A 23,912-nucleotide genomic window follows, 5' to 3' on the forward strand; every position below is an offset into this window, starting at 1 on the left:
TCCTTCTTATCTGTTTTTTATTAATCTTTCCTTAATTTCATTCATGCTAAACACTCTAAAGATTAATATTGATACTCCATATATAATAATACCCAAAAGTATTGCTAATAAGCAAGAAGTACTATTACTAGATGTCTTTTTAAATAAGAAATTATATGCAAACATTGTAGATACTATCATTAAAATTGCTGCATAAGCTGGTTTAATAAAGGAACTATAGAACTTAAGTTTTGTTTTCATTTTAACCTTCATAGATATCAAGTTTAAAATCGTTGCAACTACATAGGCTCCCACACTAGCTATTACAGCTCCATATATGTTTAAAGACGGTATAGGCACTAATATCCACGTAAGTACAATCTTCACTAAACATCCTATAAACAGGTTTATAACAGGTGCTATATAGTGGCCTGTCCCTTGCATTATGGATGTTGTTGTTTGCGTTACTATAATAAATGGAATTGATAATGATAAAAATCTTAATATTTCTATCCCCTCAAATCTACCGGGAAATATTAATTTCATAATAGGTCCTGCTAGAAAAAACATTCCAAGCATACATGGCAATGATATTACTGCTGATAACTTCATAGATAATTCTATTTTTTTATCAACTTCTTTTTTATTTCTTAGAATATAATTTTCAGCTATTATTGGAATTAACGATATACACAGTGCCATTGACAGTGTTAGAGGTATATTTACTATTACTGATGCTTTGCCTGTTAATTGTGCATACAATATAGTTGCCGCTGTCTCAGAAAGACCTGCTTCTAATAACTTTTGTGGAACCACTATTGAATCTATCAAACTCATAATTGTTCCAACAGTTGCTCCAATAGATATAGGTATTGATATTTTCAAAATACTCGTTAGTAATTGAGTGTTTGTTTTAACTTTTTTAATACCCATTTGTTTTTTAATTTTTCTATATTTTAAATATAGATACCCACCTCCAAGCAATCCACCTGCTGCTGCTCCAAAAGCTGCGCCTCCTGCTGCATACTCAATACCTTTAGGTAATAACAATATAGCAAGTCCAACTCCTACTATTACTCTACCTATTTGTTCTAAAATTTGAGATACACCTGATGGTGTCATGTTTTGAAGTCCTTGAAAAAAACCTCTGTATATAGTCATTAAAGATATAATTAAGGGTGCAAAAGATATTCCTATAAGTGCATAATATGACTTAGGATTCCATTTTAAAAAACTAATAATTGGATTCGCAAAGAAAAAAAGTATTAATGTTGTTCCAATCCCTAAAAGCAACATTAAATAAGTTGATTCTTTAACAACTTCAAAAATCCCTTCTTTATCACCTATTGCATTTTTTTCTGATATCATTTTAGACATAGCAACCGGAACTCCAGATGCTATAGCAATAAAAAACATATATAACGGATAAGACATTTGATAATACCCTACACCTTCATCCCCTATAAGCATAATTAATGGCCATCTAAAAAATAATCCAAGGAACCTTGCGAGTATCCCTGTAATTCCAAGAATTAAGCTACCTTTAATTAATGATTGCTTCTTCATAAAATACCTCCAAACTTTATTTCTATATAATAATTTCTATTTAAAGTTTAGAGGTATTATTACTTTTATTTTATGTTTAACTTTATTTTATAGATAATTTAACATATGCATACTTTAAAAAATGTTTTTATATTTTATTGTTCCATTTGTTTTCCTAAGAATGCTGCTGCTGTTTCAGCTAATTTCAACTCTAATTCACCAAGTTTTTCGCCTGGTTCTTTAGTTAAAATAATTACAACTCCAATGGCATCTCCTTCAGCAATTATAGGAGCAACTACTTGACTTGTATATTTACCGTCTTCCTCATCATTATGTAATGGAATAGTTTTTGCTGGATCAATAATTATTACAGGTTTTCTATTTTCCATAATCTTCTCTAATTCTGGACTTACTTTTCTTTCTACATACTCCTTTTTAGGCGCTCCACTAGCAGTTATAAATGCATCCTTATCTGCTATAATAATTATATGTCCAATAGCTTGTTGCAAGCTATCTGCATAATCTTTTGAGAAGTCTGTTAATTCACCAATAGGAGAATATTTTTTTAATATTACGCCACCTTCTCTATCAGTAAATATTTCTAAAGGATCCCCTTCTCTAATCCTTAATGTTCTTCTTATTTCTTTTGGTATAACTACTCTACCTAGGTCATCAATACGTCTAACAATTCCTGTTGCCTTCATTTTAAGTTTCCTCCCTTATTTATTAATAACTAATTGCATTATTATTATTTGACTTCTTAGAAATTTTATACACATATAGCCAATATTTATATAATTAATTTAAATATTCTATTTTTTCATGCAAAAAAGAACCCGACTTTGTCGAGTTCTTTAATATTCCTACTATTAAATTAAAGTTTATCTTCGTAAATTTTAACTTTAAGTTCTTCTTTCCATTTTGCTAAGTTTTCAGTTTTAATTTTATTTGTTTGTTCGCCTTTTATTGTATCCTTAGCAGCATCTTTAACTTCTTCAAAAGGTGTTACTTTTACTCCAGTAGCTTTAATTATGTGATACCCAAATTGACTCTTTACTGGTTGTGAAATTTCACCTTCCTTAAGAACGCTCATTGCAGCTACAAATTCAGGAACTAATTTATCAGTATTATACGTTGTAAAACCAAGTGATCCACCCTTTTCCTTACTTCCTGGATCTTCTGAGAATTCTTTAGCTAACGCTGCAAAATCTTCACCCTTAGCCGCTCTTTCGCTTACTTCTTTAGCTTTTGTCTCATCTGCAATTAGAATATGAGAAACATCTGCGCCTGTAAAGTTATTAGGATTTTCATCATAATATTTTTTTACATCTTCATCTGTTACTTTTATATCTTTTGTCATATCTTCTGTAACAAGATCTCTTATTACAGTTCTTTCAATACTCTTTTTATACTCTTCTTCACTTACTCCCATTCCTTCTAAAGCCTTTTTAAATCCTTCATCCCCACCTACTGATTCTTTTTGAGGATCGATTATTTCTGCAACCTTCTTGTCTAATTCAGATTGTTCTGGAATTAAATTTAAAGACTTAGCTTTTTGCATAAAAATTTCTTCTTCAACTAAAACTTCTATACCTTGTTTTTTTAATCCCTTTATTTGTTCGGCAAATTCTGGCTTTGATTCAAAACCTTCTCCATATTGTTGTGCACCTTGGCTTAAAACAGGTTTTGTTATTTTATCTAAATCACCTTTTGTAATTTTGTGATCCCCAACCTTTGCTAACACGGTCTTTTGGATAGCCTCCGGAGTCTTTTGAATCATTTTGCATCCAACTACTGAAAATGCTAATGTTCCTATCATTGCTATAGCTAGAACTTTTTTTATCTTATTCACACATGTTCCCTCACTTTTTTTAAATTTGTTGCTTGAAATTTTACATAATATTAGTATATCAATTTTAGTTTATTAATTCAAATTAATATACTAAAATTAACTATTTTTTATTATTTCATCTAACATGTTTTTATAGAATCCTAAGGCTTCGTCTTTTTTCACCTCACTGGATTTAACTGAGAAATATGGATTATTACCAAACATAAGGAATACCTTTCCTTTATATTTTTCTAATAATACTTTATAAATACTATTAATATCTCTAAATCCTTCAGCAAATTTAAATTTAACTTCTTTTGGAGTTTCTTTTATCTCTTCTATAGATAACAATTTAGCTCTGCTTTTTATATATGCTATGTCCATTAAGTTATATACAGGGTCTGGAATATCTGAATATCTATCTTCAAGTTCTTCTTTAACATCCATATACTCTTCTAAACTCTCAATGGCTGCAATTTTCTTGTAAACCTCTATTTTTTGAATTTCATCTTGTATAAAGTTTGCTGAAATATATGCATCTACTTTAATATCTACAGTTGTTTGTACAGGCTCTTTTTCAATTTCGCCCTTTATTATTTTAATTGCATCTTCAAGCATTCTACAATACAAATCATATCCAATAGCTGCCATATGACCATGTTGGGATGATCCCATCATGTTTCCAGCGCCTCTTATTTCAAGGTCTCTCATAGCTATTTTAAATCCTGAACCAAGTTCTGTGAAATCTTTTAATGCTTTAAGTCTTTTTTCTGCTATTTCAGTTAACACTTTATCTTTTGTGTAAACAAAATAAGCATAAGCAATCCTATTAGTTCTTCCTACTCTTCCTCTTAATTGATAAAGCTGAGAAAGCCCCATTTTATCTGAATCATGAACAATCATAGTATTTACATTAGAAATATCTATTCCGGTTTCTATAATAGTAGTACATACTAATACGTTGTACTCATTACTCATAAATTTAACCATCTCTTTTTCTAACTGCCTTTCAGTCATCTGTCCATGTATAATACAAACCTTACATTCTGGAACTAATTCTTGAATATGAGTTGCCATAACTTGTATGCTTTCAACTCTATTATAAACAAAGTAAACCTGCCCATCTCTATTAATTTCCCTTAAAATAGCATCTCTTATAAGTTGATCATTTTGTTCTACTACATAAGTTTGAATTGGGTATCTCTCTTCTGGAGGAGTCTCTATTACAGAGATATCTCTTGCCCCTGTTAACGACATATGAAGAGTTCTTGGTATTGGTGTAGCACTTAAAGTTAATACATCAACATTTTTCTTTAATGATTTAATCTTTTCTTTTTGAGCAACTCCAAATCTTTGTTCCTCATCTACTATAAGAATTCCTAAATCTTTAAATACAATGTCCTTCGATACTAATCTATGAGTTCCAATTAATATATCTATATTCCCTTCTTTAACTGCTTGCAATGTAGCTTTTTGTTCTTTAACACTTCTAAATCTACTAACCATATCAATTTTAACAGGAAAATCTGAAAATCTCTTAATTAAGTTTTTATAATGTTGTTCTGCAAGTATTGTTGTTGGTACTAAAAATGCTACCTGTTTTCCATCCATAACCGCTTTAAAAGCAGCTCTTATAGCTACTTCAGTTTTCCCATATCCAACATCACCACAAAGCAATCTATCCATTGGTTTATCTGATTCCATATCTTCCTTTATCTCTTCAATTGAAGTTAATTGATCTGGAGTTTCCTCAAAGGGGAACTCGTCTTCAAATTGTCTTTGCCATTGTGTATCTTTACTATATTTGTAACCTTTTAATATAGATCTAGCAGCATAAAGTTTCACTAAATCTTCAGCAATTTCATTTATAGATTTTTTAACCTTTTGTTTAGCTTTTTGCCACTCTGCTCCACCTAGTTTGCTGACTTTAGGTGATCTGCCTTCACTACCAATATACTTTTGAACTAAATCTAATTGATCAACCGGAACATAAAGTTTGTCACCTTTATCATAAACTATATCTAAATAATCCCTAGTGCTTCCTGCAACAGTTATTTGCTTTATACCCTTATATACTCCAACTCCATTACTAGCGTGAACTACATAATCTCCTGGCTTCAATTCTGCGAAGCTCTTTATTTTTGCAATACCTTTTCTTTTTTGTGTTTTTTTAGTTACCGTTTTCTTAGCCACACCAAAAACTTCTTTATCTGATATTACACTTAATCTTAAATCTGGATATTCAAATCCACTAGATAAATTCCCAAAAGTTATTACAACTTCCCCAAATTCTATAGATGAAACATCATCTTTATATACACTTTCTATATTTCTATCTCTTAAAGTTGAGGCCAGTCTCTCTCCTCTACTTCTAGTTCCTGCCAGTATTAAGGTCTTATAACCCTTACTTTTTTTATCCTGTATATCTTCAATTAACAATTCAAGTTGTCCTTGATAGTTATGAAGTGTTATTTGATTTAAACCAATAATTGATAAGGGATTTATTAATTCATTTTTAGTCGCAAAAGTATCTAATGTTATTATCTTTTTACTTTTAAGTTTTTCTACTAATTCATCTTTCCCAATTAATAAATCAACTTGTTTTGGAAGTATATCTCCTCTTTGTAAAAATGCTGAATAATTTTCATTAAATTCAAAATATAAACTATCCAATTTACCTTCACATCTTTTTACATCATCTACAATGTATGTATATCCCTCTAAATAACTAAATAAATCCTGTGGGTTTTCATAAAAATAAGGTAAATAACTATCCATAGTTTCAAAACTTAAATTTTCTGTTAAACTTTCTAAGTTTCTATTTACATTCATTTGTAACTTTTGTATTATTTCTGATTTTGGATTAGAAATCTCATTTTTAACTGTTTCTAATTCTTTTGTTATTTTTTCCTTAGCTCTAGTTAAAGATTCTTCAGCTATAATTATCTCTTTAGCTGGGAATATTTCAAAAGTACTTATTTTTTCTATACTTCTTTGAGATTGGATATTAAAAGTTCTCATTGAATCTATTTCATCACCAAATAGTTCTACTCTAAATGGATACGCTGAATTAGGAGGGAAAACATCTAATATCCCTCCTCTTAAAGAAAATTCACCTTTTACTTCTACTATTTCCACTCTTTCATATCCACTTTCCACAAGTTTTTTAGATAAATCTTTAAAATTAACTTCATCCCCTGTTTTTAATATAAAGCTATAATTTTTATATAACTCCTTAGGCGTATATACCGCTGCAAAAGCATCTATTGAAGTAATAATAATTTTCTTTTTATTATTTAACATTTCTTTTATAACTTTTAACCTTGCCCATCTAAGATCCCCAGAAATAGCGTCTATATTATAGAAAACTACTTCTTTTGTTGGGAAGTAGTACACATCTGTTGTATAAAAACTTAAATCTTCATAAAGGTTTTTTGCTGCCATCTCACTGTGTGTAACAATTACTACTGGCGTTTCTAGATTTTCATATATTCCATCTAAAATATAACTTTTTCCAGATTCAGAAACACCATATATATTAACAGGATGTCTATTGCTGTTTATATCCTTTATTATTTCTTTAAATTTATCGCTGTTTTCTAAGGGTTTAATCAATCCCTTTAATCTCATCAAATCACACCATCCTCAACCTATAATCGTCTTTGCTTTGAACCCATTTAGTTTATTCATAGCCTCTTTAATATCTTCTTTTAATATTATTTCAACAGCTAACGCTGATGCTTCCATACTTTCTTTAAGCACTTCTATTTCTTCTTTGCTAAATTTACCCAATACATGAGCTACTAAATCGCCCTTAGGTTGTCCTACGCCTATTTTAATCCTCGGAAAAATATCTGTAGAAAGGTTTGCAATAATGCTTTTAATACCATTATGCCCTCCTGCACTTCCTTTTTCTCTTACACGAAGTCTTCCAATTTCTAAACTTATATCATCATAAAGGACTATGACTTCCTCTTCTTCTAGTTTATAAAAATTAACTACTTCTCTTATACTTTCTCCGCTTAAATTCATATAAGTAGTAGGTTTTAATAATACAACTTTTTTATTTTGTATAAAGCCTTCACCATATATTCCTTTAAATTTTACCCTATTTAACTCTATATTATACTTATCTGCGATATAATCTATAACTTCAAAGCCTATATTATGTCTAGTATTATCGTATTCTTTACCTGGATTTCCAAGCCCAACTATTAGAAACATATTCATTTCTCCTTTTCTTAAGTATTAAATATATCCACATTCTAATTTGCTTAAGGGATCTTGAAAAAATAACAATTACGATTCTGTTCTATTTTTTTCAACTCCCTAATAGTATATTTAATTTAACTTTAACCTATTTATATTATACTAGTTTTGCAGAATAATAAAAGATTATTTTAATTTGTTATTTTTTCATTTATTCCACCTGAAATTTATACCCTATACCCCAAACAGTTTTTATTTCCCAATTTTGTCCACCACTTAACTTTTCTCTTAATCGCTTTATATGAACATCAACTGTTCTTGAATCTCCCGGATAATCATATCCCCAAACTTCACTTAACAATTGTTCTCTTGTAAAAACTTTATTTTTATTAATTGATAAATAGTGTAGTAATTCAAATTCTTTAGGTGGCATTTTAACAGCTTGATCTTTATACACTACGTTATATGAACTTAAATCAATCTCCAAATCATTGAATTTTATAAGTTCATTATCAACTCTTTCATAATTGTATCTTCTTATTACTGCCTTTACTCTTGCTAGTAGCTCTTTTGGTTCAAATGGCTTAACTACATAATCATCAGCTCCAAGTTCTAAAGCTAAAACCTTATGAAATGTATCCCCTTTAGCTGTTATCATAATTATAGGAATTTCCGAATTTTTTCTAATACTTTTTAAAACCTCTATTCCATCCATTCCTGGTAACATTATATCTAATAAAACCAATGTTGGTTTAAACTCCTCAAAAGCTATACAAGCATCTTTCCCATTCCCACATTTCTTAGTTTCATATCCAGCACTCTTTAAATACATATTAATTTCTTCGCATATATTTTCATCATCATCTACTACTAAAACTTTTGCTGATTTTGCTTTCATCTGCAACACCATCCTTATTGTATTAGGAACTTGAGAAATTAACTAGTCAGATGCTAATCTATTCTTTTTCATATCCCTTATTCAACAAATGTTAATTATAAAAAGACCTCTAAAAAGTTATACTTATTTAGAGGTCTTTTCTTATAGTTTAAGCATTTTGAAAATAATAGACTAATTTGTTAATCTATTTTTTTCAAATGCCTTATACGTAAATATATGTACTATGATTCGAATAATTTACTTATTGGTTCATCATCATAAATTCTTTGAATTGCTTCTGCAAATAACGGAGCTACAGATATAGATTTAAACTTAGTTAAGTCGTTTCCTTCTGGTAACTTTACGGTATTTAGCATTACTAATTCTTCTATTGCTGAGTTATTTATTCTTTCAAATGCTGGCCCTGATAATACACCATGAGTACAGCATGCATATACTTTAGTGGCACCTAATTCCATAAGTGCATTTGCTGCATTTGCAATAGTTCCTGCTGTGTCTATCATATCATCTATAAGTATACATTGTTTTCCTTCTATGTCTCCAATTATGTTCATTATTTCTGAAACATTAGCTTTTGGTCTTCTCTTATCTATGATAGCTATTGGTGCGTGTAATCTATCTGCAAATTTTCTTGCTCTAGTAACACTACCTAAATCTGGTGAAACTACTACTACGTCTTCAACATCTTCAAGACCCTTTTCAACAAAGTAGTTTGACAATATTGGCGATCCTAAAAGGTGGTCAACAGGTATGTTAAAGTATCCTTGTATTTGAGATGCATGTAAATCCATAGTTAATACTCTATGTGCTCCAGCTGCTGTTAAAAGATCCGCTACTAGTTTTGCTGTTATTGGATCTCTTGACTTAACCTTTCTGTCTTGTCTTGCATATCCGTAATAAGGCATAACAACTGTTATTCTACCTGCTGATGCTCTCTTGAATGCATCTATCATTATTAAAAGTTCCATTAAATTATTGTTAACTGGTGAACTTGTTGATTGAACTACAAATACATCTGCACCTCTAACTGTTTCATCAATATCAACTGAAATTTCTCCATCACTAAATGTTGAAACCTTAGATTTACCTAATGGTACTCCTATTATATCCGCAATTTCTTGAGCTAAAGCCGGATGTGAATTTCCTGTAAATATTTTAATGTTTTTTCCATGAGTTATCATAATTGTGAAGACCTCCTTAATTTATGGGGATTTTATTATAAGGCATCTTTAAAAATAATAAGCCAATATACGTCGCGCACCTTGACTTGTTATTTCTTTAAATGCCTTATATATAAATAACTATTTATTAGTAAGACCTCTTCTATTTACCCAACCTTCAATGTTTCTTTGCTTAGCTCTTGCAATTGCAAGGTCTCCCTCTTTAACTTCATTTGTTATAGTTGAACCTGCTGCTATATAAGTATTGTTTCCAACTTTAACTGGTGAAATTAAATTAGTGTTGCATCCAACAAAGCTATTATCTCCAATTTGAGTTTTATTTTTATTTTTCCCATCGTAATTAACAACTACAGTACCACATCCAAAGTTACATCCTGAACCTACTTCTGCATCTCCAATGTAAGTTAAATGTGAAACCTTTGTATTGTCTCCTATAGTAGATTTTTTAATTTCTACAAAATCTCCAATTCTTGCATTTTTACCTATAACTGAATCTGGTCTTATATATGCAAATGGTCCTACTGTAGTATTATCTCCAATTGTACTCTCGATAATAACAGATGATTGTATTTCTACTTCACTAGCTATACAACTATTATTAATTCTTGAATTAGGATATAATATACATCTTTCCCCTATAATTGTCTTACCTTCAATTACATTTCCAGGATAAATTATTGTATCCTTTCCTATTTCAACGTCCTCTCCAATATATGTGCCTTTTGGATCTATTAGAGTAACTCCATTTTCCATGTGTCTTAAGTTTATTCGGTTTCTTAATATTTCTTCAGCTTCTGCAAGTTGTACTCTTGAATTAACTCCAATTGTTTCTTCATAGTCTGTAACTACTGCTCCAACTTTCTTGCCATTATTTTTTAATATTCCAATAACGTCTGTTAGATAATATTCACCTTGCTCATTATTATTAGTAATCTTATTTAAGCATTCTAATAATTCTTCTATATCAAAACAATACATTGCTGCATTCATTTCTTTTGCTTTAAGTTCATCTTCATTACAATCCTTATGTTCAACTATTTTTAACACTTCATCATTTTCTCTTATAACTCTTCCGTATCCAGTTGCATCTTTAAGAATTGAAGTTAATAGTGTAGCACTATTCCCTTTTTCTATATGTTCATTTAATAATTTTTTTACTGTTTCATTTTTTATTAATGGTGCATCTCCGCAGAAAATTCCAACTGTTCCCTTTTTATCTTTTAGGAAATCCACAGCACACTTAACTGCATGGCCAGTTCCTAATTGCTCTTCTTGAAGAGAATAAGTAACATTTCTAGAACTTGTTTTCTCTTTTACTAGCTCTGATCCTTTTCCTATGATTACATTAATATCTTCTATATCAACTTTTCTCATAGTATCTATAACATGATTAACCATTTCTTTCCCTGATACTTTATGTAGTACCTTTGGTAAATCGGATTTAATTCTTTTTCCTTGACCTGCTGCTAAAATTAAAGCACATTTATACATAAAATCTCCTTTTCACGAAACATTTTAAGGACAAATTTATTCTTTTTTAAAAAAACGTTCGTCTACATTCTTTACCATTATATTTCATTAACAATAGTATTTCAACCTTATAGAAGTAATTAAATAATTTTTTCTTCAAACTTTTACTCATATTATTTCAAAAAAAATGAAAGGAATGGATTCCTTTCATTAAAAATAATTTATAATTATTCTGTTACATCTTGTAAAACCGCTTTTTCATAAGCTTCTAGAATTGATGTTTGTATTCTTTCTCTAGTGTCTGGATTTATAGGATGTGCAATATCCTTAAATTCGCCATCTGGTGTTTTTCTGCTTGGCATTGCTATAAATAACCCATTTTGTCCTTCTATAACCTTTATGTCATGCACTACAAATTCGCCATCAAAAGTAATAGATATTATAGCTTTCATTTTGCCTTCAGCAGATATTTTTCTAATTCTAACATCTGTAATTATCATCCCACTACACCCCCAGTTGTTTATAACTACTATATTTCTATAAAAGTTTCCAATTTCCTTTTTTTATACAAATATTTATTGGAATTTTATCAAAATTCTTAATTTTCCAATAATCAAGGTGTAGTATTCCTGAAAAATATATTATTTATGACATAAGCTTTGATGGATTAACCTCTAAAGTATCCGTTTCTTCTATATGTTGTAGCTCCACTATTGATAAGTATTCTGATGTCTTTTTCTTATTTACTCCAACATTATCTACTAAAACACCAATTCCTACTAATTCACTATCAAATTCTTTTAGTAGATTTTTTATTCCCTTAGCCGTTCCCCCAGCTCTTAAGAAATCATCTATAAACACACATTTACTTGCCGGTTTCATAGATTTTTTAGATAAAGACATTTGTTGTATTCTTCCACTAGTTCCTGAAACATAATTTATTGTAACTGTAGAACCTTCAGTTACTTTGTTGTCTCTTCTTATTATCACTAATTGAACACCTAAATTTCTTGCAACTTCATAAGCTAAAGGAATACCTTTTGTTTCTACTGTTACTATATAATCAACTTCTGATGCTTTGAACATAGATGATAATATAACTCCAGCTTTGCTTATTATTTTAGGATTATACATTAAATCTGTCATATAAATAAAATTACCTGGAACTATTCTTGTTTCATCTCTTAATAATTCACATAATTCATTTGCAAATTTTTTGCTATCTTCTTGACCAATACCTGGAATATATTTAATTCCTCCAGCTGCGCCTGCAATAGTTTCTATTCTACCCATTTGTAATTTTTCTAAAACTTCTCTAATAATAACGATATCTTCACTTATTGTTGATTTAGCCGCATTTAATAACTCCGAAAAGTTGTTAAGCCCTATAATTCTATTTGAATTTTCCATTAAAATCTTTGTAATTGCTACCACTCTACTATTTCTACTTAACTTTTCCATAATCTATATCACCTGTACACCTTTTTATTTTCCGAATTATTTTTATATTTTTCTTATCTAATATTCATATTTTATTCCATATCCTTATTAATATCAACATATTTTAAAGGGTTGTTGCTTTAATATCACTTTTTTTATACCATTTAAGATATTTTTTACATAAAATATTAAAAATACTTGTTTTTGTTGTGTTTATTTTGTTATTTTTGTATATAATTATAAATGTATTAATTAACAAAGGGGTTGATATTTTGTCTTTCGATTTTAATAAAGATCAACATAAAAAAGTTCATTTTATTGGTATTGGCGGTATAAGTATGAGCGGTCTTGCTGCAGTACTATTACACAACGGATTCAAAGTATCCGGTTCTGACTCAAAGGAATCTGATATTACAGATAAATTAAAAGTTACTGGAGCTGAAATATACATAGGTCATAAAAGTGAAAACCTAAAAAAGGTTGATCTTGTTGTATATACGGCTGCTATTCCATCAGATAATCCGGAAATATTAGAGGCTAAAAAAAATAATATAGACCTTATGGATAGAGCTGAATTCTTAGGATTAATTATGAAAGGTCATAAATTCAATGTGGCAGTTGCTGGTACTCACGGTAAAACTACATGTACCTCTATGCTTTCACATGTAACTTTAAAAGCAGATTTAGATCCTACAATTTTAGTTGGTGGAGACCTTGACGTTATAGGTGGAAACTTCAAAATAGGTAAAAGTGAATATTTCCTAACTGAAGCCTGTGAATATAAAGAATCTTTCTTAAGATTTTATCCTTTCATAGGAACTATATTAAACATTGATGCTGATCATCTTGATTATTATAGAGATTTAGCACACATACAAGAAACCTTCAAAAAATTTGCTGATATAATTCCATTAGATGGATATTTAATTGGTTATTCAGACGATGAAAAAGTTGCTGAAATACTAAAAGATGCTAAATGCAACACATTAAGCTATGGTATAGAAAGCGGAGATGTTAGAGCTAAAAACATTATCTTTAATAATAAAGGATGTGCAACATTCACTGTTTCTAAGGATAATAAAGATTTATTCGAAGTTACTCTTGGTACCACAGGCACTCATAATGTTCTAAATGCATTATGTACAATTTGTGTATCACTAATTTTCAATGTTCCATCAAGTTCAATTATTGAAGGCTTACTTGAATGTACTGGTGCTCACAAACGATTTGAATATAAAGGTGAATTTAATGGAGCTACTATAATTGATGACTATGCTCATCATCCAGTGGAAATTAAAGCCACTTTAAGCACAGCTAAATTAATTCCAAATAATAAAATTTACTCCATATTCCAACCACATACCTATACACGAACAAAAACTTTATTCAATGATTTCACAGAATGTTTCTCAGATACTGATGAACTTCTATTAATGGATATATATGCTGCTCGTGAAAAAGATACAGGGCTAGTTTCTTCTGAAGAGCTTGGTGATGCTTTAAGATTAAAAGGCGTTAACTGTATAAATGTTCATAGTCATGAAGAAGCTGCAGAATATCTTAAATCAAAAGTTTCTGATAATGATTTAGTTTTAACAATGGGTGCAGGAGATGTTGTTAAAATTGCCGATATTTTATTAAATAAAAATGTGAGTCTTTAGAATAAACCATTTAAATAAGAAGTGAAGATCCTTTATTGAAGGAATCTTCACTTCTTTTATTTCTTGTATAATTATTGATTATATGTATTTTACCCCTACACTTATTGACATATTAATTTTTTTCTATAAACTTTATGTGTTTTTATTTCTTTTTCATTAATTTTATTCTATAATTTACTATGAATTGGATTAATTTTATACAAATATGATTATAAAATTACTAAAAAATATATCTAAGGAGTGATTTTAATGGATTTATCAAAACAACTTCATATTGCATCAAAATTTATTATTGAAAATACCAAATATAAACCAGAAATTGGATTAATACTTGGCTCTGGTTTAGGATCTTTAGCAGATTCTATCGAAAACCCAGAATTTTATCCATATGAAGACTTACCTCATTTTCCAGTTTCTACTGTTGAAGGCCACGAAGGTCGTCTTGTAATCGGTATGTTAAATGGCAAATGCGTAGTTGCTATGCAAGGAAGATTCCACTATTATGAAGGTTATTCTTATAACGAAGTAACTTTCCCTGTTAGAGTTATGAAACTAATAGGCGTTAGCAAACTAATAGTAACTAATGCTGCTGGAGCTGTTAACGCTAGTTATAAACCTGGTGATTTAATGGTTATAACAGATCACATAAACTTTTCAGGAAATAATCCTTTAATAGGAGGAAATCTTGGAGAATTCGGTCCGCGTTTCCCAGATATGTCTAATGCATATAATCCCGAATTAAGGGATAAAGTAATAGCAATATCTGAAAAATTAAACTTAGATGTAAAATCTGGTGTTTATGCTATGATGAGTGGTCCAACTTATGAAACTCCAGCTGAAGTTAAGATGCTTAGAATTTTAGGGGCAGATGCAGTTGGTATGTCAACGGTTCCAGAAGTTATAATAGCAAATCATTGTGGAATAAAAACAGTTGGTATCTCTTGCCTTACTAACATGGCTGCTGGAATATTAGCTCAGCCACTTAACCATCAAGAAGTTATGGAAACTTCAACTATGGTTCGTGATAAATTTATTACACTTATGAATGAAATTATATCTGTAATTTAAAACTTATACCCAACTACTGATAAAGCCAATAAAAACACAGAAGAAAAAGGAGAATTAAAATTGAATAGATTTATAGGTATTTTAGGAATAATTGTTATTTTAGGTATAGCTTTTTTACTTTCTGATAACAAAAAGAAAATTAACTGGAGGCTTGTTTTAACAGGTCTTGGACTTCAAATAGTATTTGCAGTTCTTATTTTAAAAATTCCATTTGGACAAAAAGTTTTTCAAGGGGCTAGTAATGCAATTACTAAATTATTAGATTTCACACTTGAAGGGTCTAACTTCTTATTTGGACCTCTTATGGATACTAAATCAATAGGTTTTGTATTTGTTCTTCAAGTTTTACCTACAATAATATTTTTCTCAGCTTTAATGGGAGTTTTATACTACCTTGGAGTAATGCAATTTATAATTAAGTTTATAGCTAAATTTATTTGCAAATTACTTGGAACAAGTGGTTCTGAAACCTTAAGTGCGGTAGGAAATATTTTTCTTGGCCAAACAGAAGCGCCACTTTTAGTTAAACCTTTCATTAAACGTATGACAAAGTCAGAAATTATGGCAATTATGGTAGGCGGAATGTGTACTGTCGCTGGTGGTGTTATGGCTGGTTATGTTGCAATGGGAGTTAATGCAGGTCATCTTTTAGCTGCTAGTATAATGGCGGCGCCTGCAGGGCTTGTTATGGCTAAGATATTAGTTCCTGAAACAGAAGAAAGTGAAACTAAAAACTCAACAAATATCACTGTAGAAAATACAGCTTCAAATGTTGTTGAAGCTGCTGCAAATGGTGCTAGTGATGGTCTTGGCCTTGCTCTAAATGTTGGAGCTATGTTACTTGCCTTCATTGCACTACTTGCATTACTTAACTTCTTAGTGGGTGCATTTGGCGGATTATTTGGATTCCCTGAATTAAGCTTCCAATGGATTCTTGGAAAAGTATTTTCCCCTCTTGCTTACTTAATGGGAATACCTTTCACAGATATATCAGCAGCTGGTAGCTTACTTGGTCAAAAGGTAATACTTAACGAATTTGTTGCCTATTCAGAATTAGCTAACTTTATAAAATCTGGTGGATTACAACCAAAAACAATATTAATCTTAACTTATGCGCTATGCGGGTTTGCTAACATCAGTTCAATAGCAATTCAAATAGCAGGTATTGGTGGTTTAGCCCCAGAAAAGAAACCAACAATTGCAAAACTTGGTTTTAAAGCCTTAGTTGGTGGTGTTTTAGCAACTTGTTTAACTGGTACAATAGCCGGAATATTATTTTAAATGACCTAAAAAGAAGCTTAGATTTTTAATTAAATCTAAGCTTCTTTTTTATTTTTATATAATTGTTACTTCTTTTGACACTGAGTTCAGAATTTCACATCCGTCTTTAGTAACTAAAACTAAATCTTCTATTCTTACCCCAAAATCATCTTTAAGATATATTCCAGGTTCTATTGAGAATATCATTCCAGCTTTAACTTCTTCATGATTTATAGAACTTACATCTCCAAAATCATGACCTTCAATTCCAATACTATGACCAGTTCTATGTGTAAAGAACTCTCCATATCCAGCCTTTTCTATATGGTCTCTCGCAGCCTTATCTATATCAGAGAATTTAACACCCTCTTTTACATTCTCTATTGCTTTTAAATTTGCAGTTTTTACAGTGTTATATATTTCTTTATGTCTTTCATTTGGCTCTTCCCCAAAGAATACTGTTCTAGTCATATCCGAGCAATAATAATTATAAACTCCACCAATATCTATAACTATACTTTGACCCTTCTTTAAAGTTCCATTTCCCGATTTATGATGAGGATCTGCACCATTTGGACTTGTTGCTATTATTGGTGAAAATGAAAATGAATTCACACCTTCTTTTTCATATAATTCCGCTAAAAGATTACAATAATATTTTTCTGAATATCCTTCTTTTAAATTATTACATAGAGCCGTAATTACTCTATCATTTATTTCAGATGATTTTTTCATAAGTATAATTTCTTCTTTATCTTTAATCATTCTTAATCTATCAACTATAGGTGAAGAATTTACAAACCCCTTTGCACCCTCTCTATTCATAATATTTATTAAGAAATGCGCTGGCCAATTTTTATCTATACCTAAATCTTCTTTCTTATTTACTATTTTACATAAAATTTCTATAGGATCTTCTATGTCCGTATACCATTCTATATCCACCCCTAAATCCTCATATATAGGAAATAATTTATTTACTATAAGCTTATGGTTCCCATTTATATTTAAATATAAAGCCACCATTCTTTCACCTGCTGAAATCCACTTACCAGTTAAATAAAATATTGATGCTGCTGATGTTACAACCATTTGATTTAACCCTTGCTTTTCCATCTCTTTTATAACATTACTTACTCTATTTATCTTCATAATTTTTCCTCCTTTTTCTTCTACTATCTATATAATATACCTCAAAATAAAAACAATATCTATATAGTACTTATAACTATATTAAATACATATTTTGAAAAACAACTAGTCCATATAACTATAATTAAAAACTATTATTTTTTTTCAGATTCCTAAGTGCTATAATGTTAAATATCAAAGAATTCTTAAATCCAGCTGAATCTTACAAAAAATTATCCAGTAAGGGACATTCAAATAAATAGACTAGCATACTGACTTTCTATTTATTTGAACGTCCCTAATATAAATAAAATAATGGGGGGTACTTTAAATGAAAATTGCAGCAATTTCAGATATACATGGGAATCTTTATGCATTAATGAAAGTTTTAGAAGATATAGACCAAAAAAAAGTTGATCTTATAGTTTGTTTAGGTGATTTAGTAGGTTACGGGCCTCATCCTAACGAGGTTATTGCATTAATAAGGAGAAGAGAATTACCTTGTATAAAAGGAAACTATGATGCCTCAGTTGTAGATGGAGGATTTACTTATATAAGAGATACGCCTATAAACTCATTTGCGCTGCCTTGGGCACTTTCCGAGATTAGAGTTTCAAACAAATATTTTCTTAGTGGATTACCAACTACATTAAAATATAATTTTGAAGGTGTTAAAGTTGAATTTGTTCATGGAAGTCCTAACTCTATAAATGAATATCTTTTTGAAGATGGTCCTAATACAAAAGAAATTATGAAAGATTTTTCATCTGATGTTTTGGTATGTGCACACACACATATTCCTTCACTTAAGAATTTCGATGAAAAGATTTTTGTAAATGTAGGTAGTGTAGGAAAACCTAAAATTGGTCGTCCGAATGCCACTTATTGTATTTTAGATATAAATGGCCCTAATGATATAAAAGTTGAATTTGAAGAATTGGAATATGAATACAAAAAAATCGTTAAAGACTGCGTAATGCTCAATTTCCCTGGAAATATTGTTAAGTCTTACGAAACAGGCCAAGAATAAACTAAAAGCGCCATTAAGCGCTTTTAGTTTTAAGTATCTATTGTTTCAAGGTTCCTACAAGTCTTAATTTCCCCAAAATTTCTTTTTTCCCCGAATGACAACTATTATAAACTTCCGTTAAATCACTTCCAGCTAATATTCCAAAATGAACCCCACCCTTCCAAACATCAACATCACCTGTATCATAAACACTTCCATTAATAATAACATAAGCTGGCATTCCATCCTTGCCATTATATTTAGCTACTTCCTCTAAAGTAAACTCTTTCACCGCTCTTTTAGAAACAGCTAAGTAACTAATTATCTCGTCACTAACCTCACCAATTCGCTTTACTATATTATTTCTATAATCACTTGGATAAGTTGATAAAATTCCTTTTAAAATATCTAATTCTTCAAATTTTTTTTCTAATATATTTTCTTTTGTCATATAACCCTCCAATAACATATTATAGAAGTATATTATGTTTAAAAGTTGCAAATGTTATAGAAGTAGTGTAAAATCTTAAGAAATATTATATTTTTATTACTATGAAGAGAAGAGTACCTATATGGAAGTAGTCTTAGCGAGTAAGGATTGGTGAGAGCCTTATACGAAGCCTTTAGCGAATAACATCTCTGAGTTTCTAACCGAACAAGTGAAAAACGAATCACCATTTGCTTATGTCAAAGGTGTAAGTTCGACTAACAAAATTAAAATTTTTAGTCTCACTTAAGTAGGCTTAGACGGATTCAAACCGTTATTAATTGAATGACATTATTGTGTCAATTTAAGTTGGTCATGTTTTTAATATGACAATTTGGGTGGTACCGCGAAAAATATACCTTTCGTCCCAGGATCTATGTGATCCTTGGGCGAAAGGTTTTTTTATTTTAAATTATTATATCTTATAGGAGGCAATTATGGAAAAAGTAATTTTAATTAAATCACTTTACAGAAATTCTGAAGAACATTTATCAAAAAAAGTCAAAATATCAGGATGGATAAGAACTCTAAGAGCTTCAAATGCATTTGGATTCATCGAAATTAACGACGGTAGTTTCTTTAAAAACGTTCAAGTTGTTTTTGATAACAAATTAGAAAATTTTAAAGAAATATCAAAATTACCTATAAACTCATCATTAACAGTTATAGGTACACTTATAGCTACTCCGGATTCAAAACAACAATTTGAAATTCAAGCTACAGAAGTTATTGTTGAAGGTATGTCACAATCAGATTACCCACTTCAAAAGAAAAGACATAGCTTTGAATATTTAAGAACAATAGCTCATTTAAGACCAAGAACTAATGCTTTCTCAGCAGTGTTCAGAGTTCGTTCTGTAGCTGCTTACGCAATCCACAAATTCTTTCAAGAAAAAGGATTTGTATATACACACACTCCAATCCTAACTGGTAGTGATTGTGAAGGTGCTGGAGAAATGTTCAAGGTTACAACTCTTGATTTAGATAAAACGCCAAAAACTGAGGAAGGCGCTATAGATTATAGCAAAGATTTCTTTGGTAAAGAATCTAACCTTACAGTATCAGGACAATTAAATGCAGAATGTTTTGCTTTAGCATTTAGAAATGTTTATACTTTTGGACCTACTTTCAGAGCAGAAAACTCAAACACAGCAAGACATGCAGCTGAGTTTTGGATGGTAGAACCTGAAATAGCATTTGCTGATTTAGAAGACAATATGGAACTTTCTGAAGAAATGTTGAAATATGTTATAAGCTATGTTATGGCTGAATGTCCAGAAGAAATGGACTTCTTCAACCAATTCGTAGATAAGGGTATATTAGATAGATTAAACCATGTAGTATCTTCTGATTTTGCAAAAGTTACTTATACAGAAGCTGTTGAAATATTAAAAGCTACTGATAAGAAATTTGATTACAAAGTAGAATGGGGTATTGATTTACAAACAGAGCACGAAAGATATTTAACTGAAGAACACTTTAAGAAACCATTATTTGTTACTGATTATCCAAAAGATATTAAAGCTTTCTACATGAGAGTAAACGAAGATGGAAAAACAGTCGCAGCTATGGACTTATTAGTTCCAGGAATCGGAGAAATTATTGGAGGTAGCCAAAGAGAAGAAAGACTTGATGTCTTAACTAAGAGATTGGCAGATTTAAACCTTAATGAAGAAGATTACTGGTGGTATTTAGAACTTAGAAAGTACGGAGAAACTAAACATGCAGGTTTTGGTTTAGGATTCGAAAGACTTATAATGTACATTACTGGTATGTCAAACATCAGAGACGTAATACCATTCCCAAGAACAACTGGACAATCTGATTTCTAGTATTAAAAAAATATATAACTAGTTTAATAACACAACCTAAATAGAAGAGGAAAAGTCTATAAAGCAGACTTTTCCTCTTCTATTTTTAATTATATATTATCCACAATATTAAATTTAAACTAAAGATTTATGTGGATAAGTTTTTCAAACTGTTAATTACTTTTATTATGTATATTATTCTAACTTAAGAAAGGTGACCTATAATATAAGTCACCTTCTTTTATCTATAATTATTTACTTTGCTTTTTCTTTGCTAACTCATATAAAGTGCTTACTGGTGCACCAGTTCCGCCTTTAATTCCATAGTCACTTTTTGATGATGACCATGATGTTCCTGCTATGTCTAAATGTAACCAAGGTTTATCTTGAACAAATTCCTTAATAAATAAACCAGCTGTTATTGTTCCTGCAAATTTCCCACCAATATTCTTTAAATCTGCTATGTCTGATTTTATAAGCTTCTTATAATCATCAAATGCTGGTAGTTCCCAAACCTTTTCTCCAGTGTAATCTGAAACTTCTTTAAGCTCATTATAAAATTCACTATTATTAGTTATTACTGCTGTTGTTGTTTCACCTAAAGCTACTAAAGCAGCTCCGGTTAAAGTAGCAACATCAATAATTTCCTTAGCATTTTCTTTTTCAATTATATAATGGACTGCATCTGCTAAAGTTAATCTACCTTCTGCATCCGTATTAAGAACTTCTATAGTTTTCCCTGCCATAGAACCTATTATTTCACCAGGTTTATAAGCATTTCCAGATATTAAATTTTCACAAGATGCTATTACTGTAACTACATTTATTTTAAGTCTTCTCTTTGCAATAATAGCCATAGTACCAATAACTGCGGCTGCTCCACCCATATCAGATTTCATAGTATCCATTCCAGCAGTAGGTTTTATTGAATATCCACCAGAATCATAAGTTAACCCTTTTCCTACTAATCCTAATATATCTTCTTTATTGTCCTTATTTCCAAAGTATCTCATAACTATAAGTTTAGGCTCTTTTTCTGATCCTTTAGAAACTTCATAGAATGCTTCCATTTTTAATTCTTTTATCTTATCTAAGCCAAATACTTCTATATCAAATCCACTTTCCTTTGAAATTTTAATTGCTTCATTTGCTAAAGTTTCTGGGTATAAAACATTTGAAGGTTCATTAACTAAATTTCTTGCTATTATAACACCTTCAGCAATTTCTCTTCCCTCTTGTATATATTTAACCATTTCTTCTACAGTCTCATCATTAACCCCATGAGCTCCTATAGAAACTTCAATTTCCTTTGCTTCTTTTTTAGAAGTCTTATATTTATCAAAAGTATAATTACCAAGAACCGCTCCATAAGTCATAGCCTTTGCTATTTCGCTAGCTTCTAAAGTCTTAACCTCTGGTATTCTTAAGAACACTTTATTCAACTTTAATTCTATACATTTCTTAATAGCATTACCTGCTACCTTTCTAAAATCTTCTAAAGATAAATTTTCTTCTTTTCCAAGCCCTACTAATATTACTGTTTGTAAAGTTTCATTATTTTCTCTAGTAAATGTATAAACTTCCCCCTCTTTTCCAGCGAATAGTTCTCTATCTACTAACATTTTTATAGATTTATTAAGAGCTTCATTAGGTGTAGTTAATTTATTTTCTACTAAATTTACTACTAAGGCATCCACTTCAGCGCATGTCATACTTTTAAATCCTACTTTCATAATTTACCACCTTTCATATATGTCTATATTTATTATTAATTAAATTTACTATACCATAATAATAATCTAGTTAATATCTTTTTCCTCATAATATGTACTATTTTCCCAATAATTTATTGTCCTTCATGCAATTATAAAAAATATTTATAATTTATTTAATATTTTATAATTTAGATGTATATAAATTCCCTATATGGTTCATACTTAAAAGGTAGATACAAAAACCTGTATAGTACAGGTCCCATCCCCCCATTTTTTAAAAAGCGCGAAAGCGCTTTTTTTTATTTCCTAATGCTTAAATTTCAAAATAAAAAATAACCATACGTAGATTAATCTAAGCATGGTTATTTTTTATTTTACATTGCTGGAGTATTCCCTCTAAAGAAACTTACTTCAGACTTACCTGAATGTAGTTGCCACATATACCAGAATGTATAAGGAATTATTATTATAGCATTAACTAGTCCCCAATTTCTTAATACATCTGCATTAAACCATGCTGATGCATCCATTACTGCAGGGAATAAGTTTGGCAAACAAGCTCTAACAATCATATGAGTAGCTAATGTATATATACGAGCTGTTATATAAAGCTCAGGTCTACCTTTAATAATAGGATATAATTCAGCTGCTAATAGTATACAAACCGAACTTGCAAAGTATTTAGGGCTTTCACCATATACAAAGCATAAATTCCAAGTAGTGTATAAGAAATTCCAAGCTACGGTTGTATAAGCTACAACTGCACTATTATCTTTAGAACTTAATTTCCAGAACTTCCTTCCATTTGGGAATGGGATAGTAACACATAATAAGAATCCACAAAGTGCATTACCATAGTTAAGTAAACCAACATCTTTCATTGTAGCTTCTGCAATATTTAAGAATAGTACTCCATATAGGAACCAAACAATCCAATCTTTTCTGATTAAACTCCAAAATTTCCCTTGGCGTTGTTCTTCAGAAGATACACGGATCAGTCCTACTAGTATAGTTGGTAATATAACACTGCATATTTTCGCCCAACGGAACCATCCAACTACCCCTCCCATAAGCCAAAGTGGAAATGTAAGTAAAGAAAGAATCCAGAAGATAGCTGCAAATTTATAATTTTTCTTCATGTATTCAACTATAAATAAAAGTAAAGTAAAGTAAGCTCCCATTGAAATTACATATTTCCAAATAGGAATATCCATTAT

At 30.1% G+C, this 23,912-nt stretch carries 19 protein-coding genes and 1 other annotated feature; of the genes, 5 read left to right on the forward strand and 14 right to left on the reverse strand.

Annotated features, from left to right (window positions below; all coding sequences use genetic code 11):
* Positions 1-6: 6 nt before the first annotated feature.
* From J1C67_RS05260 to purR, 10 genes are all read right to left on the reverse strand, one after another.
* Positions 7-1,545: a putative polysaccharide biosynthesis protein gene (locus J1C67_RS05260; RefSeq protein ID WP_167867058.1), complete on the reverse strand. Its 1,539-nt coding sequence runs from the start codon at positions 1,543-1,545 to the stop codon at positions 7-9.
* Positions 1,546-1,679: 134 nt separating this feature from the next.
* The gene (gene spoVT / locus J1C67_RS05265) at positions 1,680-2,228 is read right to left on the reverse strand and encodes a stage V sporulation protein T (protein WP_089970021.1); all 549 of its coding nucleotides are present in this window, start codon (positions 2,226-2,228) and stop codon (positions 1,680-1,682) included.
* Between the two features lie 170 nt (positions 2,229-2,398).
* Positions 2,399-3,376 (reverse strand): peptidylprolyl isomerase, encoded by a 978-nt coding sequence (locus tag J1C67_RS05270; RefSeq protein WP_089970018.1) that lies wholly within the window; start codon positions 3,374-3,376, stop codon positions 2,399-2,401.
* 96 nt (positions 3,377-3,472) lie between these two features.
* Positions 3,473-6,985 carry a transcription-repair coupling factor gene (mfd, locus tag J1C67_RS05275; RefSeq protein ID WP_167867073.1) on the reverse strand — a complete coding sequence of 1,171 codons (3,513 nt, stop codon included), beginning with the start codon at positions 6,983-6,985 and terminating at the stop codon, positions 3,473-3,475.
* Positions 6,986-7,000: 15 nt separating this feature from the next.
* The gene (gene pth, locus J1C67_RS05280; protein ID WP_089970012.1) at positions 7,001-7,579 is read right to left on the reverse strand and encodes an aminoacyl-tRNA hydrolase; all 579 of its coding nucleotides are present in this window, start codon (positions 7,577-7,579) and stop codon (positions 7,001-7,003) included.
* Between the two features lie 196 nt (positions 7,580-7,775).
* A complete protein-coding gene (locus J1C67_RS05285; RefSeq protein ID WP_167867057.1) occupies positions 7,776-8,462 on the reverse strand; it encodes a response regulator transcription factor in 687 nt (228 codons plus the stop codon).
* Positions 8,463-8,683: 221 nt separating this feature from the next.
* On the reverse strand, positions 8,684-9,643 hold the full coding sequence (locus J1C67_RS05290; protein WP_089970005.1) for a ribose-phosphate diphosphokinase: 960 nt from the start codon (positions 9,641-9,643) through the stop codon (positions 8,684-8,686).
* A gap of 120 nt (positions 9,644-9,763) precedes the next feature.
* A complete protein-coding gene (glmU, locus tag J1C67_RS05295) occupies positions 9,764-11,134 on the reverse strand; it encodes a bifunctional UDP-N-acetylglucosamine diphosphorylase/glucosamine-1-phosphate N-acetyltransferase GlmU (protein ID WP_167867056.1) in 1,371 nt (456 codons plus the stop codon).
* A gap of 206 nt (positions 11,135-11,340) precedes the next feature.
* Positions 11,341-11,613, reverse strand: a complete 273-nt coding sequence (spoVG, locus tag J1C67_RS05300; RefSeq protein WP_089969997.1) for a septation regulator SpoVG — start codon at positions 11,611-11,613, stop codon at positions 11,341-11,343.
* Positions 11,614-11,758: 145 nt separating this feature from the next.
* The gene (gene purR / locus J1C67_RS05305) at positions 11,759-12,574 is read right to left on the reverse strand and encodes a pur operon repressor (protein ID WP_089969992.1); all 816 of its coding nucleotides are present in this window, start codon (positions 12,572-12,574) and stop codon (positions 11,759-11,761) included.
* Positions 12,575-12,825: 251 nt separating this feature from the next.
* On the opposite strand from purR, the gene murC reads away from it, so the two are divergent.
* The 3 genes from murC (at position 12,826) to J1C67_RS05320 (ending at position 16,563) form a co-directional block, all read left to right on the forward strand.
* On the forward strand, positions 12,826-14,214 hold the full coding sequence (gene murC / locus J1C67_RS05310; protein WP_167867055.1) for a UDP-N-acetylmuramate--L-alanine ligase: 1,389 nt from the start codon (positions 12,826-12,828) through the stop codon (positions 14,212-14,214).
* A 249-nt stretch (positions 14,215-14,463) separates the two neighbouring features.
* Entirely contained in the window at positions 14,464-15,282 is an 819-nt protein-coding gene (locus tag J1C67_RS05315; RefSeq protein WP_167867054.1) for a purine-nucleoside phosphorylase, read from the forward strand.
* Between the two features lie 60 nt (positions 15,283-15,342).
* Positions 15,343-16,563, forward strand: coding sequence for a NupC/NupG family nucleoside CNT transporter (locus J1C67_RS05320; RefSeq protein ID WP_167867053.1), 1,221 nt, complete (start codon positions 15,343-15,345; stop codon positions 16,561-16,563).
* A gap of 54 nt (positions 16,564-16,617) precedes the next feature.
* On the opposite strand, the gene J1C67_RS05325 is transcribed toward J1C67_RS05320, so the two are convergent.
* A complete protein-coding gene (locus J1C67_RS05325; protein WP_167867052.1) occupies positions 16,618-17,694 on the reverse strand; it encodes a M24 family metallopeptidase in 1,077 nt (358 codons plus the stop codon).
* A 310-nt stretch (positions 17,695-18,004) separates the two neighbouring features.
* Here J1C67_RS05325 and J1C67_RS05330 point away from each other — a divergent pair, with 310 nt between their 5' ends.
* The gene (locus tag J1C67_RS05330; RefSeq protein ID WP_167867051.1) at positions 18,005-18,703 is read left to right on the forward strand and encodes a metallophosphoesterase family protein; all 699 of its coding nucleotides are present in this window, start codon (positions 18,005-18,007) and stop codon (positions 18,701-18,703) included.
* 37 nt (positions 18,704-18,740) lie between these two features.
* Here the strand turns inward: J1C67_RS05330 and J1C67_RS05335 are convergent, their stop codons facing one another.
* On the reverse strand, positions 18,741-19,133 hold the full coding sequence (locus tag J1C67_RS05335) for a cytochrome b5 domain-containing protein (RefSeq protein ID WP_167867050.1): 393 nt from the start codon (positions 19,131-19,133) through the stop codon (positions 18,741-18,743).
* Between the two features lie 92 nt (positions 19,134-19,225).
* Positions 19,226-19,542 (forward strand) — a binding site (T-box leader).
* A gap of 64 nt (positions 19,543-19,606) precedes the next feature.
* On the opposite strand from J1C67_RS05335, the gene asnS reads away from it, so the two are divergent.
* Positions 19,607-21,001: an asparagine--tRNA ligase gene (gene asnS, locus J1C67_RS05340; RefSeq protein WP_167867049.1), complete on the forward strand. Its 1,395-nt coding sequence runs from the start codon at positions 19,607-19,609 to the stop codon at positions 20,999-21,001.
* Between the two features lie 230 nt (positions 21,002-21,231).
* On the opposite strand, the gene J1C67_RS05345 is transcribed toward asnS, so the two are convergent.
* A complete protein-coding gene (locus tag J1C67_RS05345; protein WP_167867048.1) occupies positions 21,232-22,713 on the reverse strand; it encodes a leucyl aminopeptidase in 1,482 nt (493 codons plus the stop codon).
* A gap of 356 nt (positions 22,714-23,069) precedes the next feature.
* Positions 23,070-23,909, reverse strand: a complete 840-nt coding sequence (locus J1C67_RS05350) for a hypothetical protein (protein ID WP_167867047.1) — start codon at positions 23,907-23,909, stop codon at positions 23,070-23,072.
* Between the last annotated feature and the right edge of the window lie 3 nt (positions 23,910-23,912).

Source organism: Clostridium gasigenes, assembly GCF_017348895.1.
Classification (GTDB): domain Bacteria; phylum Bacillota; class Clostridia; order Clostridiales; family Clostridiaceae; genus Clostridium; species Clostridium gasigenes.

Coding starts and splice junctions, on each gene's coding strand:
- J1C67_RS05350 (WP_167867047.1), bottom strand. CDS start 23,909: ATGGATATTCCTATTTGGAAATATGTAATTTCAATGGGAGCTTACTTT.
- J1C67_RS05335 (WP_167867050.1), bottom strand. CDS start 19,133: ATGACAAAAGAAAATATATTAGAAAAAAAATTTGAAGAATTAGATATT.
- mfd (WP_167867073.1), bottom strand. CDS start 6,985: ATGAGATTAAAGGGATTGATTAAACCCTTAGAAAACAGCGATAAATTT.
- pth (WP_089970012.1), bottom strand. CDS start 7,579: ATGTTTCTAATAGTTGGGCTTGGAAATCCAGGTAAAGAATACGATAAT.
- J1C67_RS05285 (WP_167867057.1), bottom strand. CDS start 8,462: ATGAAAGCAAAATCAGCAAAAGTTTTAGTAGTAGATGATGATGAAAAT.
- J1C67_RS05345 (WP_167867048.1), bottom strand. CDS start 22,713: ATGAAAGTAGGATTTAAAAGTATGACATGCGCTGAAGTGGATGCCTTA.
- glmU (WP_167867056.1), bottom strand. CDS start 11,134: ATGTATAAATGTGCTTTAATTTTAGCAGCAGGTCAAGGAAAAAGAATT.
- J1C67_RS05260 (WP_167867058.1), bottom strand. CDS start 1,545: ATGAAGAAGCAATCATTAATTAAAGGTAGCTTAATTCTTGGAATTACA.
- spoVT (WP_089970021.1), bottom strand. CDS start 2,228: ATGAAGGCAACAGGAATTGTTAGACGTATTGATGACCTAGGTAGAGTA.
- spoVG (WP_089969997.1), bottom strand. CDS start 11,613: ATGATAATTACAGATGTTAGAATTAGAAAAATATCTGCTGAAGGCAAA.
- purR (WP_089969992.1), bottom strand. CDS start 12,574: ATGGAAAAGTTAAGTAGAAATAGTAGAGTGGTAGCAATTACAAAGATT.
- J1C67_RS05290 (WP_089970005.1), bottom strand. CDS start 9,643: ATGATAACTCATGGAAAAAACATTAAAATATTTACAGGAAATTCACAT.
- asnS (WP_167867049.1), top strand. CDS start 19,607: ATGGAAAAAGTAATTTTAATTAAATCACTTTACAGAAATTCTGAAGAA.
- J1C67_RS05330 (WP_167867051.1), top strand. CDS start 18,005: ATGAAAATTGCAGCAATTTCAGATATACATGGGAATCTTTATGCATTA.
- J1C67_RS05315 (WP_167867054.1), top strand. CDS start 14,464: ATGGATTTATCAAAACAACTTCATATTGCATCAAAATTTATTATTGAA.
- J1C67_RS05325 (WP_167867052.1), bottom strand. CDS start 17,694: ATGAAGATAAATAGAGTAAGTAATGTTATAAAAGAGATGGAAAAGCAA.